Consider the following 16,567-nt stretch of genomic DNA (forward strand, 5'->3'; position numbering starts at 1 on the left):
CTATTCACGCCCTCCGCTGAGAATGGCCAGGGCAACCTTGTCCTGCCCTCCGGACATCCGGGTGACAAAGGTGGCGACCCGCCGGTCACCGCACCCGAGCACGACCCAACCGATCGGTTCGGTCGCGATCAGACGCCACTCACCGGCATCGGGCAGGCAGTCCAGGGCGGCCTGGACCCGGCTCGCCGCGGCGTCGAGCGGTTCCCCGACGGCCTGGACGACCAGGTGTGCCACCTCCGCGTGTGAGCCGAGGTGATCGGCCCACTCCTGCGCGGTCCGGCGGGTCACCGGTGTGAGCGCGCAGCCGACCCGGTCCGAAGCAGCGACGGACAGGGCAAGGCCGGCCGCCGAACTGACCGAGACGTGCCGTCCCCCGGCGACCCGAGGTTGGCCGTCCTTGCCGTAGCGGACCTTGACCGGCGCACCCAGGGCCCGACCGACCGCGACCGTGGTGATCGACTGGGCCGGCCCGGCCGGCGCGGGTTCGACCACGACCGCGACCGCCGACCCCAGCACGTCCTGCATCGCCCGCTCCAGGTAGCAACCGAGCAGGACCGGGTGCCAGGGCCCCGAGCCGTCCTGCTTGCGTACGGCGCGCAGCCGCAGGCCTTCCCACCGCTCGACCACGGTGCCGGCCGCGTCGCGCAACGCGATGTCGTAGACGTAGGTGTCCCCGTCCCGCGAGCGTTCGGTGGCCCGGAACCGGAGCGAGTCGGCGTCGAACATGGCCGCACCCGCCGGCACGATCCGCTCGATTCCCTGTGGCAGCAACGTCGCGTCGGGTACGCAGACCTGGTTGCCGTGCATCATCGCGTCCCGCACACCCGGATCGCCGAGCAGCAGGGTGGACGGCAGGTAGGACGCGAACCAGTCGGTCGACGCGTCCGCCGCCACGGTGGCGTCCACCTCGCGCGCCGCGGCCAGATGGTACGTCCGCAGGCGCTGGAACCGACGGCCCTGGAACAGGACCGGGCCGTAGAGGTCGGCCGCCGGGTCCAGCGGAACCTCGGGCAGACCGGGCTCGATCTGCTCGGGAGCGCCAGCCGTCGGGCTCGTCGGCGTGAAGCTCAACCGGGCCCGGAAGTGATCGGCGTTGAACCCGGTCTCCTCGCTGTGCAACGCGACCTCGACGGTGTCCGGACCGGTGACGACGGCCGCGATCCGGATCCGGGTGCTGCCGTGCACCGGCACGACGATCGGCCGGAGGAACTCGGCATTGTCGACGACCGGTGCGTTGACCGCACCGGTGACGGCCGCCGCGACCTGAGCCATGGCTTCCATGCCGAACACCGCCGGGAAGAGCTGGTTGCCGTCGAGCAGGTGATCGGCCAGGTAGAGGTCGGTGCCCGAGCTGATCTCGACCTCGCAGATCAGCTCGACCCCGTGGTAGCGCACCAACGGGCGGTCGACGAAGCGCAGCAGTGGCAGCTCCGGCGCTTCGTAGCGCATCGTGTCGATGCCATGGGTCCGGCCGCTGATCACCACGGTGTTCGGGCTGTCCGGGTCGGCCAGCAGTCGCCGGAGCACGGCGATCCCCTGCTCCGGCGGGATGGCGCTCACCCCATCGCGGTCGAGCTTCTCGACCACGTCCAGCCGTTCGCCCATGCCGACGCCCGACCACACCGACCACTCCAGGCAGAGCGTGCGGCAGTGCGGGTTCCGCCGGCCGAACTCGGAGGTGGCGTCGTCCAGCCACTCGTTCGCCGTGGCGTAGTGGGCCTCGCCGGGCAGCCCGGCACGGCCGATGATGCTGCCCAGGGTGACCAGCAGTCGCACCTGTTGCGGGTCGACGGCGGCCAGCACGGCACGCAGGCCACCGACCTTCGGCTCGAGCGTACGGGCGACGGTTTCCGGCTCCAGTGTGAGCAGCGATGCCGGCTCGTTGCGGCCGGCGCCGTGCAGCACCGCGGTGACCGGGCCGAGCGTTGCGGTCAGGGTGGCCACCGCACGGGTGACCGACTGGGCGTCGGTGACATCGGCCCGCACGTACTCGACGGTGATGCCGGCCTGCGCCATCCGCTGGAGGTTGGCCGACAGCTCGGCGTCGTGGGCCGGGTCGGATCGTCCCAGCAGTGCGAGCTTGGCCCCGCTGTCCTGGGCCATGGCCAGGGCGCACTCGGCCGTGATGCCCTTGCCGCCCCCGGTGACGAGCAGCACGTCCTGTGCCGCGAGGGCCGGGACGGATCGGGCCGGTTCGAAGGGCAGCACCCGAAGTCGCGGGGTCCGCCTGGTCCCGTCCGCGTCGTAGAACACCTCTGCGAAGGTCTCCGTCACGGCGGTCTCCGCCGTGACCCGCCCCACCGCCTGATCGGCGTCGGCCAGATGAACCACGGTGACCCGGGTCTGCGGCGACTCCAGGTGCAGCGTCTTGGCCAGTCCCGCCGCGCCCCGGCCGTGCTGGACCAGGACGAACCGCCGGTTCGACGGCCCGGCCAGGACCACTTTGGCCCCGCTCAGGGCCAGTTCGAGGTCCTGCTCGGTGCAATCCGGTGGCAGGCAGACCAGCACGCCCGCGCCCACCCCGGCCGTGGCCAGGACGGCGCTCAGATCCCGGGCGAACGGGTGACCGGCCGGCGCGAAGACCTGCCACTCACCGTTGGTGTCCTTGGCCGCCGGGGGCGGCATCGGCGTGACGTCCAGGTCGACCGACCATGGGCGGACCCAGGGCGCCGCCCCGGTGGGCGCCACCGGCGCGCCCGCGTCGAAGGGCTCGGCGTTGCGAGCCAGTGCCTCGTAGGCGTCCGCGAGCTCCCGCACCGTCGAGGTGGCGAAGTTGGGCGGCGTCTGCCCGGCCGGGACCCCGAGCTGGGTCGCGACCTGGTTGACGATCTGACCGACGGTGATGGAGCTCAGGTGCAGGTCGTCGAGCAACCGGCTGTCCGGACGCACCAGCTCCAGCGGCAGCTCGGCCCGTTCGGCGGCCAGCCGCCGCAGCAGCTCCAGGCTCGAACCCGCAGGGTCGTCGCTGACTGCCGGCCTCGACACGTCCGCCTGGGCCTGGACCGACGGCGCCGGTCCGATCGGTTGGCTGGGAATGTCGATGTCGAGCGACGGGGCCGCCTCGCACGGGTTGGCGAAGAACGACTGTGGTGCGCCGACCTCCAACGGCTTGAGCAGCCGACCGTGGAACAGGCTCGGGTCGACCTCGGCCGCACCGACCACGAACGCCGCCCCGACCACCCGCAGCACGCCGCTCAGCGACTCGTCGTCGGTGTCCAGGGCCACCGCGCGCAGATCGGCCGCCGCGGCGAGTCCCGTGAGCACGCGACCGGGACCGACCTCGATCAAAAGGTCGACCTCCTTGCCGACCAGGGCGAGAGCCTGCTGGAACAGCACCGGATCGGTCATCTGGTTGCGCAGCAACCCGGTGAGGTTCGCGTCGGCCGGCAGCAGCTCACCGGTCACCGAGGACATCACCCGACCGGTCAGCGGCGCCCAGGCCTGGCCGTCGAGCGCCGCCCCGAACACCCCGGCCGCCTTCGCGACCAACGGCGAGTGGAACGCGTGCGACACGGGCAGCCGGCCCGCGTCGAATCCAGCGGCCCGGGCGCGGTCACAGGCCGCTTCGACGGCCTCGACCCGCCCGGCGATGACCGTCTGCTGCGGGCCGTTGTAGGCGGCGATGACGACGTCCGAACCGTCGATGATCTGGTCGATCTCCACCGCCGGAGCGCTGATCCTGGCCATCGTGCCGGTCATGCCGTGCTCACCCATGGCCTGACCTCGCTGGGCGGCGAGGCGCAGCAGCGCATCCTCGTCCAGTGCCCCGGCCCAGTGCAGGGCCGAGAGCTCGCCGAGGCTGTGGCCGAGGGCGACCGTGCCGTGCAGCCCGAGCGAAGCCAGGACCCGCAGGCCGGCGATCGAGCCGGTGACGATCCGCGGTTGCGCGACCTCGGTGGCCACGGTGTCGCGGCTGACGGGTAGGGCGGCCTTGGCGTACACCGCGTCCGCTTCCGCGAAACGGCGTCGCATCGCGCCGCCGCTGGTTCCCTGGCCGGATCCCTGACCGGGGAACAGGAAGCCGATCTGTCCGCGCTTGGCGAAGTGGCCGAGCAGCGTCCGTCCGTCGGCGCTGAAGCTGGTCGTCTCACCGGCCTCGACCTTCTCCAGCAGGCTGCGTAGCCGGCTGACGGCATCGGCGGGCGAGCTGGCCACCACAGCCGCACGGAAGGGTAGGTCACGCAACCGCTGGTGCAGGCTCGCGGCCAGGTCGCCGAGCTGGGCGTACGAGATCACCGGCACGAAGTCGACCAGCTCCCGCAGCCGACCCGCCAGCTCGGTGGCCGACGCCGCGTCGACCAGCAGCAGCTCGTGGTCCTGGATGGCCGTGGCGATGGCCCGGGTCCGGACATCGAATCCGTTACGCCGCTTGGTGTTCTCCAACACCACGTGGGTGTTGATGCCACCGAACCCCATGGCGGTCACACCGGCACGGACCGGTCCGGTGGCCGGCCACGGCTCGGCCTGACGCAGCACCCGGAGCGTCGCGTCCGGTGCGGTCAGCAGGTCGTGGGGATCACCGCAGCCCAGGGCCGGCGGCAGGACCTGGTGGTGCACGGCCATCGCCGCCCTGATCAGACCGGCCACGCCGGCAGCCGCCTTGGTGTGGCCGATCATCGCCTTGACCGAGCCGACCACGGCCGGCGTCCCGGTGGCCCCGGCAGCCCGGCGTGCCTCGGACAACGCTCGCAGCTCGGTCGCGTCGCCGACCGAGGTGCCGGTGCCGTGGCCCTCGAACAGGCTCACCGTCTCCACCCCGAACCCGGCCCGCTCGTACGCACGCTGCATCGCCAGTTGGTAGCCGCTGAATTCGGGCCGGGTCATGCCACCCTTGCCGTCGGAGGACATGCCCCAGCCGGCCACGGTGGCAATCACCCGCTGGCTGCTGCGCAGGGCGTCCTCTTCGCGCATGAGGACGACCATGCCGCAGCCCTCACCGGGCCAGAAGCCGTTCGCGCCACGGTCGTAGACCTTCATCTCGCCCCGGGCCAACGCCCCCGTCTTGGCGAAACCGATCATCTCGAACGGATCGATCGACAGGTCGACCCCGCCGGCCACGGCCACGTCCACCACACCGTCGACCAGGTTGTTGCAGGCGGTCGCCAGCGCCAGCAGTGACGAGGAGCAGGCGCCGTCGACGGTGAAGCCACCGCCGTTGAGGTCGAAGTAGTTGCAGATGCGACCCGCGATCGTGTTCGACAGGCCGCCAGCGAGAGTGTCCTCGTCCACCTCGGGGAAGGGTGCCTTGTAGACGCCCTCCAACTTCGCGATGAAGGTGCCGAGCCGGTCGTCGTCCCAGCCCTCGCGCTGCAGCGCGGCGGCGACCGTACGCCGGACGAACGGCCACCGCAGCCGCATCTGACTGGCACGCGAGAACTCACCGGTGAGGCTGTTGCCGACGACAACGGCTGTGCGCTGGCGGGGCAGGCCCTCACCACCGGGGAAACCAGCGTCGGCCAGCGCCTGCGACGCGACGTCCAGAGCGAGCCAGTGGGTCAGGTCGGTAGACCGGTACGTGCTACCCGCGACCTTGAAGGCCAGCCGGTCGAACTCGTAACCCTCGATGACCGCAGCCATCCGGGAGTAGAATTTGTCGGGTTCGTCCGGGTCGGCCGACCAGTAGTCGTCGAGGTTCATCCGCTCTGACGGGAGTTGGCGGAACGCGCGCCGCCCGGCTACCGCGTTCTCCCACAACTCGCGGGGACTGTTGGCATCGGGGTAACGGCAGGCCATGCCGACAATAGCGATCCGGGTCATTTTTGCTCCGTGGCGGTTAGTGCGTAGTGTCCGGAACGAGCAAAGGCGTCCGAGATCCGTTGGCGCCAGACCTCGAACGCCGGTACCTGGTCGTCGCCCGGAAGGTCCACCTTCGCCTCATCGGTGACCTTCTGCGCCAGCGCCACCGACTGACCGCAGAAGATCCGGGTGGCCACCTCGTTGTGCGGGCAGATCAGGTTGGCAGTGGCACGAGCGCCGGCCGCGAACGCAGCCCCCTGGGCCAGCTGCGGCCGGTAGTCCTCGGCGTAATCCCACAACGCGGTCAGGTCGGCCTCGGTGGCACCGCCGGCGTAGGTGGCGGCGAGCCCGATCCCGCTGTAAAGGTCGGGCCACCGACGGTGCGGAAAGCGTTCGACCAGGCCGGTCACGACGTCGACGTCGGTGCCGCCGATGAACCACAGGGCCCGGCCGATGCCCTGATCGATGGCGCGGGACGCGTAGTCCCTGGCGGCCGTGTCACGCCACGGCAGCGAGCTGTCCTCGTACAGGTCGTGGACGTAGCGCTCGGTGCGGAAATACGCCTGGTGGAACCCGTAGCCGTCGAGCACCAGCCATCGCAGCAACGGGTCGGGTGAGTGCAGCGTCGACCACCGGATCCGGGGCAGCCGTGCCATCGCCCATCCGACGCCGACGTACGCCATGTAGATGTGGTCGGCGCCGGCGCCGGCCAGGAAGCGTTCGACGTTGCGTCCACCGGGGCGCAGGCCGTCGCGGACGGCGAAGGCCATGGCAGCGCCCTCGTGGGCGAAACCACGGAACCGCATGGGTACGGTCGCCAACGGCGCCTCGGCCGCGGCCGGTGTCCGTGCTTCGGCGGCAATTCCATAGCCGTCAAGGAAAGTGCCACCGACGGTCTCCAGCAGAGTACGCGCCTCGGGGCTCTTGACGTGGAATCCGCGGACATCCATCCTGGTGGCGGATCGGTTGGGTGTCATTATCCTGCGGCGAATCACTCGAAGAGCGTTCATCGGTGGGCTACTCCTGTGCCGCTAGTTCGACATTGGGAAGCTTTATACGCCTCGCCATCTCCCTGAGCCTGGCAAGGCGTCGACAACCTGTCTTCTTTGGAATTGCCCAGGGATCAACAGAAAAGGCCCCAGACGATTTCAGACGGTGGCCCGGAAGAACGAAACCGGTCCGGATGCGGTGTCGCATCCGGACCAGTTTCCACAATGCGGCCGGTCATCGTCGGTACCCAGCGGCACGGCGGCCAGGGGACGGACCGACGCCTCAGGACCGACGGGGCTGGGGCCGGTGAATGAGCATGACCAGCAGAGCGATGACAAATCCTCCGGCGACGACGGTGAGCCCGACGCTGAGCGGATCGCTGCCGAAATGATCGTGGCCGCCCGTGGCCGACGGTGCCGCGTCGGCGGGCGCCGCCGCCGGGGACGCGAGCGACGAGGAGACCCGGAACCGGTTGGTGCCGGTGAAGGTACGGCCATTCTCGAGAACCACGTGATAGGCCAGCACGTAGTCGCCGTCGGCCTGGATGGTCACCGGCTTGTTGATCGCCGTACCGTCCACCACGGGCGCACCCGAGGACACCAGGTGGCCGCTGCCGTCCGAGACCCCAATGTGGATCTGCTCGGGCCGCACGGCCGCGTCGAAGGTGAGTGACACCTGGCGGGGCGGCTCGCGCAGGGCCGCGCCGTTGGCCGGGAAGACCGGCCCCAGGGCGGCCTCCCGACCACCGGCGAATATCAACACGCCGATCGCGACGACGACAACCGCCCCGGCTGCCCCGACCAGCCGTCCCCACCGGGTGCGTCGGTTCATGACGTCAGACCTTGACCAGCTCGCGGGCACACGTGCAGGCGGTCAACTCCCGCTCGGCATCCTTGGGTCGCAGGTGGAAGTACATGGCGACCACCATCGGGATGAAAACGACGGTGTTGTAGAAGAGGTGCAGCTCCACGCGGGGATAGAAGTGCTGCAGGATGCTGGTCGGCACCGCGGCGCCGAACAGGAAGTGGTGCGTCTGCGCCTGGATCAGCAGCAGCAGGTGCTCGATGTGGTGCCAGAACTGGATGGCCAGCGCCACGGTCCACCAGGTCCTGGCGCGGCCGGCGAACCCGTCGCGCAAGGCGAACAGGCCGACCAGCATGACGATCGCGTAGGCGTAGTGCAGGATCTCCGACGAGACCAGCCACGGGTAGAACTGGCCGAGAACGCCCCGCGCCTGCGGTCGTGGCTGGTTGAAGGCCCAGATCTGAGCGGCCTGCACCAGGTGCTCGGCCCAGTGGGCCAGCACAATGAACATGAACACACCGAGAACAAGTCGATGCCCTGCCCCGTTGGCCCAGCTGACTGAGCGCTGGCTGTTTCTCGTGATCGTGGCCACAAGCCCCTCCGCACCATTTTGAAGGCACCCGACGGCGCCGATTCCACGATGGGATCGTACCGGGCGTGGCCCATCTCGTGCATTGCTGAGTTGGGGGCGGCAAGGACCGTCGCATTGTCCATCATAAGTCTCATTGGTGCATCATCGACCAGCTTGCGCAGCCTGCACCCGCACCCGCGATCGCGGGCACGCAAGACTGGACCGAGTGTGCATAATCGCCACATAGCCCGCCATCGCGTACGCTCTGCGGCTGGATTTTCTTCCAGATTGCGGGCCTGTATCCAGGAGGAGCAATCTGGAACAGCCGAGCCGCCGAATTCACCCCGACAATGACTCGCATGACTCTCTACGGTCGAGAACAGATAATCACCACGCCGCCAGACAGCAGGCCCGCTCACCAGGGCCGGATCATCGTCGGCAGCATCGTGGCCGGCGTGCTCCTGGCCATCCTCTGGTCGTTCGAGCTGGTCGACCACGTCATCGGCGACACCGTCGCCAACACCCTGCTCGGCCACGACGCCAAGGCCACCGCCATCGGCGGCACCCTGGCCGGTTTCGCGTTCGCGTTCGTCTCCGGTCTGGCCGGGACCTTGACCGCCTGCAACATCGCCATGGCGGCGTCCATCGGACCGATGAGCCAGGCCAGTGCCGGCTCCTCCACCCGCCGGGGTCTGCGCGCCATGCTGAAGCCAGTCGGGTGGCTGACCCTCGGCATGGTGACGGTCTCCGGGGTCTACGGCTTCGTCGGAGTGCTCATCGGTGACCGGCTGCCCCAGCTGTCGACCGCAACGGCCGGCGGCATACCCGTACGCCTCTGGCAGTCGATGGTGGTCTTCGGGCTCGTGGGTCTGATCTTCGTCTATCTCGGGCTTGCCGCTCTCGGAGTCCTGCCCGACCCGTTCGCGCGACGCCCGGTCGCCCGCGTGGTCACCCTCGGCGCGCTCGTCGGCGCCTTCCTCATCGGGCGCCCGTATCCGTTGTTCAACAAGCTGTTCCACTGGGCCGTCGACAGTGGCAACCCGCTGTACGGCGCCGGGGCCTTCATCCTTCAGTCACTGGGCAACATCGTCATCGTGACGGCCCTGTTCGGTTTGGTCGTGCTGCTCAGCCGGGGACGTGCCATCTACTGGCTGTCCAACAGTCCGGCCCGTACCATCGCGGTGACGGGCGCACTGCTGATCGCCCTGGGCGTCTTCACGTTCGTCTACTGGGACGTCCGGCTGCCCGCGATGTTCGGCCACGGATGGTTTCCCACGATGCCGTACAACCGCTGACACGGTGAACGCGAGCCGGCGAAGCGTCGCGGGGGACGACTTACGAGTTGGGCATGTGGACGACCCGGAGAAAACCGGGCAGCAGCCACGGCCGGGGCCCGCCGATGATCACGTCGCGGTGCAGCACCGCCGAGAGCATTCCGATGCGCCCGAACAGCATGAGGTTGAAACGCGCGGGGCGGTAGGTGATGCGCGCGTCCGGTGCGGTGCCAGGCGGAGCGACGGTCAGTCGGCCGTTTTCCAGGACGGTCGTCGTCTGCGCCGTGTACGCCGAACGGAACGCCACCGCGATTCGACCTGCGGGCTGTCGCGCACCGGTGTCGATGAGGACGCCGTGGTCGTGCCGCACCATGTCGAGGAAGAACAGGTCGAAGAACAGTGCCGCGTCGGCCTGCGGCATGGGCCACGGCTGGCCGGTCGCACGGGCGATGTCCCAGCCGTGGATGAAGAGCTCGTTCGTCAGATGGGCGAGCAGACCCGCGACGGTGACCGACGCACCGCCCAGCCAGCGCACGGTGCTGCCCGGATCGCTCTGCGCAGTGGCACGGAGCAGGTGGTCGACGGCGGCCGACAGCTCTCGGCACAACACGTCGGCGTCACGCTCGGTCAGGTGGCGTAGGACGAGCACGTTGAGTGACGATACGGTGTCCACGGTCGTCCGTTGCAGGGCGCTGTCGAGGCCGGGCACCGGCACGGAATTGGCGTCCGGGTCGACCAGCGAGACGTAGAGCATCGCGATGGACATCACGTGCACGGTCGAATCCGACACGGTCCATTCCTTGGTGGCCATGGTTCGCGTCGGCGTCGCGCATGATCTGACCAGCGCGGTGAAGCGCTGGGTCGCCTGGTGCACGGCGACTCGGACATCGGGCCAGCGATCACGGGCGTTCTTCGTCACCGCCCCACTCTCACATCGGATCGCGCGGCGGCGGATCCCCCAGCGTGCGCGGTTCCGGCATCTGTAGAACGGGACGAGACGGACCCATGGGACGCGTCCGTCCCGGTCGGCAACACACGAGATGGACGCTTCCGCAGGCGGTGCGAGGCTGGCGGCATGACCGAGTTCGACGCCGACGCCGGTCGACGAGGGTCCGCACCGACACCCGTAGTCGGCACCCCCGCCGACAACGACCCCACGGCGGTGGCCTGATCCAGCGCCGCCGCTACGCCGGACGACCCGGTGTGGCGGCGGTGCTTCCCACCGGCACCGAGGCACCGCCTGACACAGAGACGGGATCGGCATGACCACACTGTTCGCGCATGCGACGCGCCGAATCGGTCACTCGCATTTCCGGTACGTGCGCCCCGTGCCGATCGCCGCGGCCACCGGTCTCGTGGACACGGTGTACCGGCGGATCGAGGCGGAGTTCGGCATGCTCGCCCCTCCGCTGACCCTGCACGCTCCCGCACCGCCGGTGTTGGCAGCCAGCTGGTCGATCCTGCGTGAGGTGATGGTGGCGCCCGGGCTGGTCAGCCGCCCGGAAAAGGAGGCGGTCGCGGCGGCGGTATCGCTCGCCAACAACTGTCCCTACTGCGCGGAGGTGCACGGCACGACGCTACGAGGGCTGGTACGCGGGAAGGATCCCGAGGCGATCGCCGCGGGCCGCATCGCGGACGTGGCGGACGACCGGTTGCGGGCGCTCGCCGGCTGGGCGGCCGCCTCCGCCGAAGCTGCCGGCCCAGCCCCCTTCCCCCGGGCACAAGCACCGGAGCTGGTCGGCACGGTCCTGACCTTTCACTACATCAATCGCATGGTCAACGTCTTCCTGCAGGAGTCACCTCTGCCACCGGTCCGGGGCTTCGCACGGGAGGTGGTGCGGCGGGGTGCCGCCCGGGTGATGCGGCGCCTGGCTTCCTCCACTCCCCGGTCCGCACACGACACCGACGACCTCCTCCCCGCCGCGGAACTGCCCGACGACCTGCGTTGGGCCGCAGGTCGCCCCACCATCGCCAACGCCCTGGCCCGCGCCGCCAGGGCCATCGACGAGGGCGGCAAGCGGCGTCTCACGACCGCGGCGCGCGAGCTCGTCCGGGCGGCTCTGCGAAAGCCCGGCCGCGACCCGGGAACAGCCCCGTGGCTCCGGGAGCGACTCGCCACACTGCCCGAGCGCGACCGCCCGACCGCCCGCCTCGCCCTGCTCACCGCCGTCTCGTCCTACCGGGTCACCGACACCGTCATCGCCGACCTACGTGGCACCGGCGCGGACGACGCGGCGCTGATCGAGATCACGTCGTGGGCGAGCATGACCGCAGCCCGCCACATCGCGGGACTTCAGGACACCGGAGACGACCTCAGCGGCCACCACAGGGGGTGAGGCCCGCGACCTCGCTCGCCAGGTCGACCGGGCGCATCGGCTCCGCCACGCCCGGTCTCGCCGACGTCTACTCCGAGGCTGCTTGAAAAGAAGTTTCCGGGATGGTGTCGTATCAAGGTGCGCCCGTTCGTGGAACTAACGTACGGCGGTCTGCCGGGCCGCCGGACACGAGGAGTCGGGAGAGGCCCTCGTCCGGGCATTGAGAGGAGACGAACTTGACGGAATATCTGATCGCCTTCAACGACGAGTGGGTGGGTCGGCACACGGCGGAGGAGATGGGCAAGAAGGGCGTGGCCGTCCTGGCCGTGATCGAGGAGATGCGGTCCCATGGTGTCCTGATCTCCAGCAACGGCGGGCTCGACGAGTCCACCGTGGTGTGCAGCGTCGAGTCGGTCAACGGTGAGCCCGTCTTCAGTGACGGCCCGTACGTCGAGACCAAGGAGCACCTCGGCGGCTTCGCCGTCGTCGACGTCGCCGACGACGCGGCGGCGCGGCACTGGGCCGGAAAACTGGCGACCGCGCTCGAGTGGCCGCAGGAGGTGCACCGGTTCCCCAATCCCGGGCAGAACCGGTTCAGCAGTTCTGGAGACAAGTGAGCCTGGTGCCCAGGTACCTGCTGTCCGTCTACGGACCGGCAGAGCGCACCGAGCTCGGCACCAGCACCTCCGGAAAGGCCATGCCGCAGGCGACCGCCGACGTCGGCGCCTTCACCGAGAGGCTCCGCCGGGACGGTCACTTCGTCTTCGCTGACGGCCTGGAGCCCGTGACGACCGCCACCACCGTCGACGGCCAGGGTGAGAGGACGTTCCTCACCGACGGGCCCTACCTGGTGACGGAGGAGCAACTCGACAGCTTCTGGGTCGTCGAGGCGGCCGACCTCGACGTGGCCCTGGTGCTTGCCGCCGAGGGGTCGAGAGCGTGCGGTGGTGCGATCGAGGTACGTCCCTTCCGTACCGAGGGATCCGAGGGGACACTGCTGCAGCCGTGACTGGCCCCACCACTGTCGCGCAGGCGATCACCGGTGCCCACCGCGAGGAGTGGGCACCGGTGGTCGCCAGCCTCGCGCGCCGTTTCGGTGACCTCGACGTCGCCGAGGAGGCCGCGGCCGAGGCGTTCGCAGCGGCTGCGGAGCGATGGCCGCGCGAGGGCGTACCGCCGAACCCCGGCGGCTGGCTCGCCACCACCGCGACCCGCAAGGCGATCGACAGGCTCCGTCGCGAAACGCAGCGCGACGCCAAGCACCAGGAGGCCTTGATCGTGTACGACGACACCCCTCCTGAGCCGACCGGCCCGGTCGAGGACGACCGACTCAGGCTGATCTTCACCTGTTGCCACCCCGCGCTCGCGATGGAGGCCCGGGTGGCGCTCACCCTGCGCCTGCTCGGTGGTCTCACCGTAGCCGAGATCGCGCGCGCCTTCCTGGTGCAGGAAACGACGATGGCGCGACGGATCACCCGCGCCAAGACAAAGATCAAAGCGGCACATATCCCCTACCGGGTGCCCTGGGCCGCCGACATCCGTGAGCGGCTGGCCGGGGTGCTCGCGGTCGTCTACCTCATCTTCAACGAGGGCTATCTCGCCAGCGAGGGCGACGACCCGATGCGCGTCGACCTCAGCGACGAGGCGATCCGCCTCGGTCGTCTGCTCCGCACCCTGCTCCCGGACGACGGCGAGGTGGCCGGGCTGCTCGCCCTGATGCTCCTCACCGACGCCCGTCGGCCGGCGCGGGTGTCCCGCACCGGGGAGCTGGTGACCCTCGACGAGCAGGACCGCGGCGCATGGAACCGGGCCCTCATCGCCGAGGGCAACGCCTTGATCCGCGAACGGGTCGAGGCGACGGCGACCGCAGGTGAGCCACCCGGGCGCTACCAGCTGCAGGCCGCCATCAACGCGGTCCACACGGATGCCCCCTCGGCCCGGGACACCGACTGGTCCACAGTGGTGGCCCTCTACGGGCGCCTGATGCTGCTCGACCCCTCCCCGATCGTGCGGCTCAACCGGGCGGTCGCGGTCGCCGAAGTCGACGGCCCCGCGGTCGGGCTGGCCGAGATCGACCGGCTCGCCGATGTTCTCGACGGCTACCACGCCTTCCACGCCGCGCGCGCCGACCTGCTGCGGCGAGCCCGACGCGGCGGCGAGTCGCGGGCTGCCTACGACCGAGCCATCGGTCTCACGGGCAACTCCGCGGAGCGGGCGTACCTCACCCGCCGCCGCGACCAGCTCACCAGCTGACCCACCGGCCGCGCCGGCCGCTCGCGGCACCGCTCGGGGCGATCCGTGCGCTCACAACCTGCCTCCTCCACCGGTGTCCGCTGCCGGCCCGGTCCACCTGGCACCGGCTCCCGACGACGACCACAGCGGTCTCCCCGCGGGGTGATGTCCCCGGCCTTGGTCATCCGTCCGGTCGGAGTGACACAAAGGGCACGATCGATGAAGCGCAACCAGCGGTCGGCATGGGATCGTGGCTGCGCGGCGTCAGACCACACCGTCCCGCACGGCCTGTCAGGTACGGCAGAGGCGTGGCCCGGTCGGGCCACAGTTCACGGCTGGAGGCAGAAAACCATGGCACACATCGATCTCGGTGTCGACGAGAAGCAGTTTCCGGGCGTCACGGGTCCGATGCAGTACCGTCCGGAGACGGCGAAGCCGCTCAACGAGCTGGCCGAGGTGCTGTTGCGCGCGCCGCACTCGCTTCCGGCCGGGGAGCGGGAGTTGATCGCCGCGTACGTCTCGGGGCGCAACGAGTGCACCTTCTGCTGCGCGTCGCACTCGGCGTTCGCCGCGGCGCAGCTCGACGAGGGCATGGACCTCGTCGACCACGTACGCGCGGACCTCGACACCGCGCCGATCTCGGCGAAGCTGCGCGCGCTGCTGCGCATCGCCGGCGCGGTACAGATCAGCGGCCGCAACGTCACCGCCGAGCTTGTCGCCGACGCCCGCGCGGAGGACGCCACCGACCTGGAAATCCACGACACCGTCCTAATCGCCGCCGCGTTCTGCATGTTCAACCGGTACGTCGACGGTCTCGGCACCTTCGCGCCCGAGGGCCAGGACGCCTACGCCGAGACCACCCATCGGATCATCGACGTCGGCTACGGGTCGGCGGCCAGAACTCCGGCAGCCTGAGCACAGACGAGGATGCCCCCAGCTCGGTTCCTCTGCTGGGCAAGCCCAAAAATACCCTCCACGCCTGGCACAGCCGAGGCAAGGGGCCCCGCGCTATCCGCGTCGGCAACACCCTGCGATACCGGCGCAGCGAAGTCGAAAGCTGGCTCGACGACCACACCGACGCGGAGCGCTGACCCATGGCCCGACCTGAACTACCCCTCGGCACATGGGGCAGGATCCGCACCCAGAAACTCGGACCCAATCGGTTCCGCGCCCGAGCCCGGTTCCGTGACTACGACGGTAAGACCCGCGACATCGAGGCCACCGGCACCACCGGCCCGGCCGCCGAACGGGCGCTGAAGGTCAAGCTACGTGACCGCACCACCCCCAACGACGACGAAATCACGCGGGAGACCCGCGTCAGCACACTCGCCGAACAATGGATCGGAGAGATCACCACCGAGGAGCGGATCGCTCCGCAGCCCATCCAGCGTTATGAGACCAGCGCGCGCAACGCGATCCTGCCCGCCCTGGGCAACCTCCGAATCCGGGAAACCAGCGTCGGGCGCCTGGATCGGTTCCTGCGCGACATCGCCAAAGACCGTCCCTCGGCAGCCAAAGGCGCGAAAGTTGTCCTGAGCCAGATGTTCGCCCTGGCCGTTCGCCACGGCGCGATCCCCACCAACCCCGTACGCGACACCGGCCGGCTCCGCAAACCCCGCCGCACGGTCGTCGCCCTCACCGACGAGAATCTCCAAGCCGTCCGGACGGCGATCCGTGACTGGCAGCGACCGATCCCCGGGAAGCCCGGACCACGGCACAGCGGCGACCTGGCGGACGTCGTCGACCTGATGCTCGCCACCGGCGCCCGCATCGGCGAGGTCCTCGCCCTGCGATGGGAAGACCTGAACCTCGCCGCCGAACGCCCCACCCTGACGATCTGCGGCACGCTCGTCTTCGTCAAAGGCCAAGGCGTCTTCCGCCAACCCTGGACCAAAAGCGACGCCGGCTGGCGAATGGTCGTGCTGCCCCGGTTCGCCGTCGGCATGATCATGGCCCGCAAGATCGTCGCCGCCGACAACCCCCACGACGCGATCTTCGCCTCCCGACGCGGCACCTGGCTCTCGCCCAACAACGTCCGCCGCCAGTGGCGTGAGGCTCGCGCCGACACCGACCTCGCCTGGGTCACCCCCCACACCTTCCGCAAGACCGTCGCCACCCTCATCAAGGAAGAGACCGACACGAAAAGCGCCGCAGCACAGCTGGGACACTCCAGCGAGGAGGTCACCGCCACGTACTACATCGCCAAGCCCGCCCAAGCCCCGGACGTCTCGGACATCCTCGAGCGACTCGGCGCCGACCGCGGGCGACGTCCCACAGCCGCATTGCCCAACGATGCGCAGGGATGACGAACCTGGTCGCCGACCCCAGTAAAAGGGGGGTTTTCGGGGGGCGGTTCAAAACCCCATAGACAAACTTAAAGCCCTGACCAGCATCTCCGCTGGTCAGGGCTTCTTCTCTGCCGGGACAGCCGGATTCGAACCGACGACCCTTGACCCCCAGGCGACCAACACGGCCCCCCGAACTGCCCTGAAGCATCGGCTGAACTGCTGAGACGATCTGACTTCGTCCTGACGCGTCCACGGGTGTCGGGGTACTCGTTGGAGTGCAGAGGTGAGTACGGCTGATCTTGCAGAGGTCAGGTGTCGTGGTGGGCGCCTTGTTCGTCACGGTGGGTTGCGTTTTGC

At 69.7% G+C, this 16,567-nt stretch carries 12 protein-coding genes and 1 pseudogene; 8 read left to right on the forward strand and 5 right to left on the reverse strand.

Going from position 1 to position 16,567, the window contains the following annotated elements; all coding sequences use genetic code 11:
* From DLJ59_RS18565 to DLJ59_RS18580, 4 genes are all read right to left on the reverse strand, one after another.
* Entirely contained in the window at positions 1-5,757 is a 5,757-nt protein-coding gene (locus DLJ59_RS18565; RefSeq protein WP_124773899.1) for a type I polyketide synthase, read from the reverse strand.
* Complete coding sequence (locus DLJ59_RS18570; protein WP_124773900.1) at positions 5,754-6,746, reverse strand: DUF1702 family protein; 993 nt, start codon at positions 6,744-6,746, stop codon at positions 5,754-5,756. Before DLJ59_RS18570 ends, DLJ59_RS18565 begins: the two co-directional genes overlap by 4 nt.
* A 262-nt stretch (positions 6,747-7,008) precedes the next feature.
* Positions 7,009-7,557 carry a copper resistance CopC family protein gene (locus tag DLJ59_RS18575; RefSeq protein ID WP_124773901.1) on the reverse strand — a complete coding sequence of 183 codons (549 nt, stop codon included), beginning with the start codon at positions 7,555-7,557 and terminating at the stop codon, positions 7,009-7,011.
* A gap of 4 nt (positions 7,558-7,561) precedes the next feature.
* Entirely contained in the window at positions 7,562-8,041 is a 480-nt protein-coding gene (locus tag DLJ59_RS18580; protein ID WP_244236103.1) for a hypothetical protein, read from the reverse strand.
* Between the two features lie 419 nt (positions 8,042-8,460).
* On the opposite strand from DLJ59_RS18580, the gene DLJ59_RS18585 reads away from it, so the two are divergent.
* Positions 8,461-9,396 carry a hypothetical protein gene (locus DLJ59_RS18585; protein WP_124773903.1) on the forward strand — a complete coding sequence of 312 codons (936 nt, stop codon included), beginning with the start codon at positions 8,461-8,463 and terminating at the stop codon, positions 9,394-9,396.
* Between the two features lie 40 nt (positions 9,397-9,436).
* Here the strand turns inward: DLJ59_RS18585 and DLJ59_RS18590 are convergent, their stop codons facing one another.
* Positions 9,437-10,294, reverse strand: a complete 858-nt coding sequence (locus tag DLJ59_RS18590) for a maleylpyruvate isomerase family mycothiol-dependent enzyme (RefSeq protein ID WP_208648754.1) — start codon at positions 10,292-10,294, stop codon at positions 9,437-9,439.
* Between the two features lie 343 nt (positions 10,295-10,637).
* On the opposite strand from DLJ59_RS18590, the gene DLJ59_RS18595 reads away from it, so the two are divergent.
* From DLJ59_RS18595 to DLJ59_RS18625, 7 genes and pseudogenes are all read left to right on the forward strand, one after another.
* Positions 10,638-11,711: a carboxymuconolactone decarboxylase family protein gene (locus DLJ59_RS18595; protein WP_124773905.1), complete on the forward strand. Its 1,074-nt coding sequence runs from the start codon at positions 10,638-10,640 to the stop codon at positions 11,709-11,711.
* 215 nt (positions 11,712-11,926) lie between these two features.
* On the forward strand, positions 11,927-12,307 hold the full coding sequence (locus tag DLJ59_RS18600) for a YciI family protein (RefSeq protein WP_124773906.1): 381 nt from the start codon (positions 11,927-11,929) through the stop codon (positions 12,305-12,307).
* 5 nt (positions 12,308-12,312) lie between these two features.
* Positions 12,313-12,699 (forward strand): YciI family protein, encoded by a 387-nt coding sequence (locus tag DLJ59_RS18605; RefSeq protein ID WP_244236104.1) that lies wholly within the window; start codon positions 12,313-12,315, stop codon positions 12,697-12,699.
* Positions 12,696-13,943: an RNA polymerase sigma factor gene (locus DLJ59_RS18610; protein ID WP_124773907.1), complete on the forward strand. Its 1,248-nt coding sequence runs from the start codon at positions 12,696-12,698 to the stop codon at positions 13,941-13,943. Before DLJ59_RS18605 ends, DLJ59_RS18610 begins: the two co-directional genes overlap by 4 nt.
* A 330-nt stretch (positions 13,944-14,273) precedes the next feature.
* Positions 14,274-14,837 carry a carboxymuconolactone decarboxylase family protein gene (locus DLJ59_RS18615; protein WP_124773908.1) on the forward strand — a complete coding sequence of 188 codons (564 nt, stop codon included), beginning with the start codon at positions 14,274-14,276 and terminating at the stop codon, positions 14,835-14,837.
* Between the two features lie 35 nt (positions 14,838-14,872).
* Positions 14,873-15,013: pseudogene (locus DLJ59_RS18620) on the forward strand (helix-turn-helix transcriptional regulator); the annotation flags it as partial.
* Between the two features lie 3 nt (positions 15,014-15,016).
* Positions 15,017-16,228: a tyrosine-type recombinase/integrase gene (locus DLJ59_RS18625; protein WP_124773909.1), complete on the forward strand. Its 1,212-nt coding sequence runs from the start codon at positions 15,017-15,019 to the stop codon at positions 16,226-16,228.
* Positions 16,229-16,567: the final 339 nt, after the last annotated feature.

Source organism: Micromonospora inaquosa, assembly GCF_003857055.1.
Classification (GTDB): domain Bacteria; phylum Actinomycetota; class Actinomycetes; order Mycobacteriales; family Micromonosporaceae; genus Micromonospora; species Micromonospora inaquosa.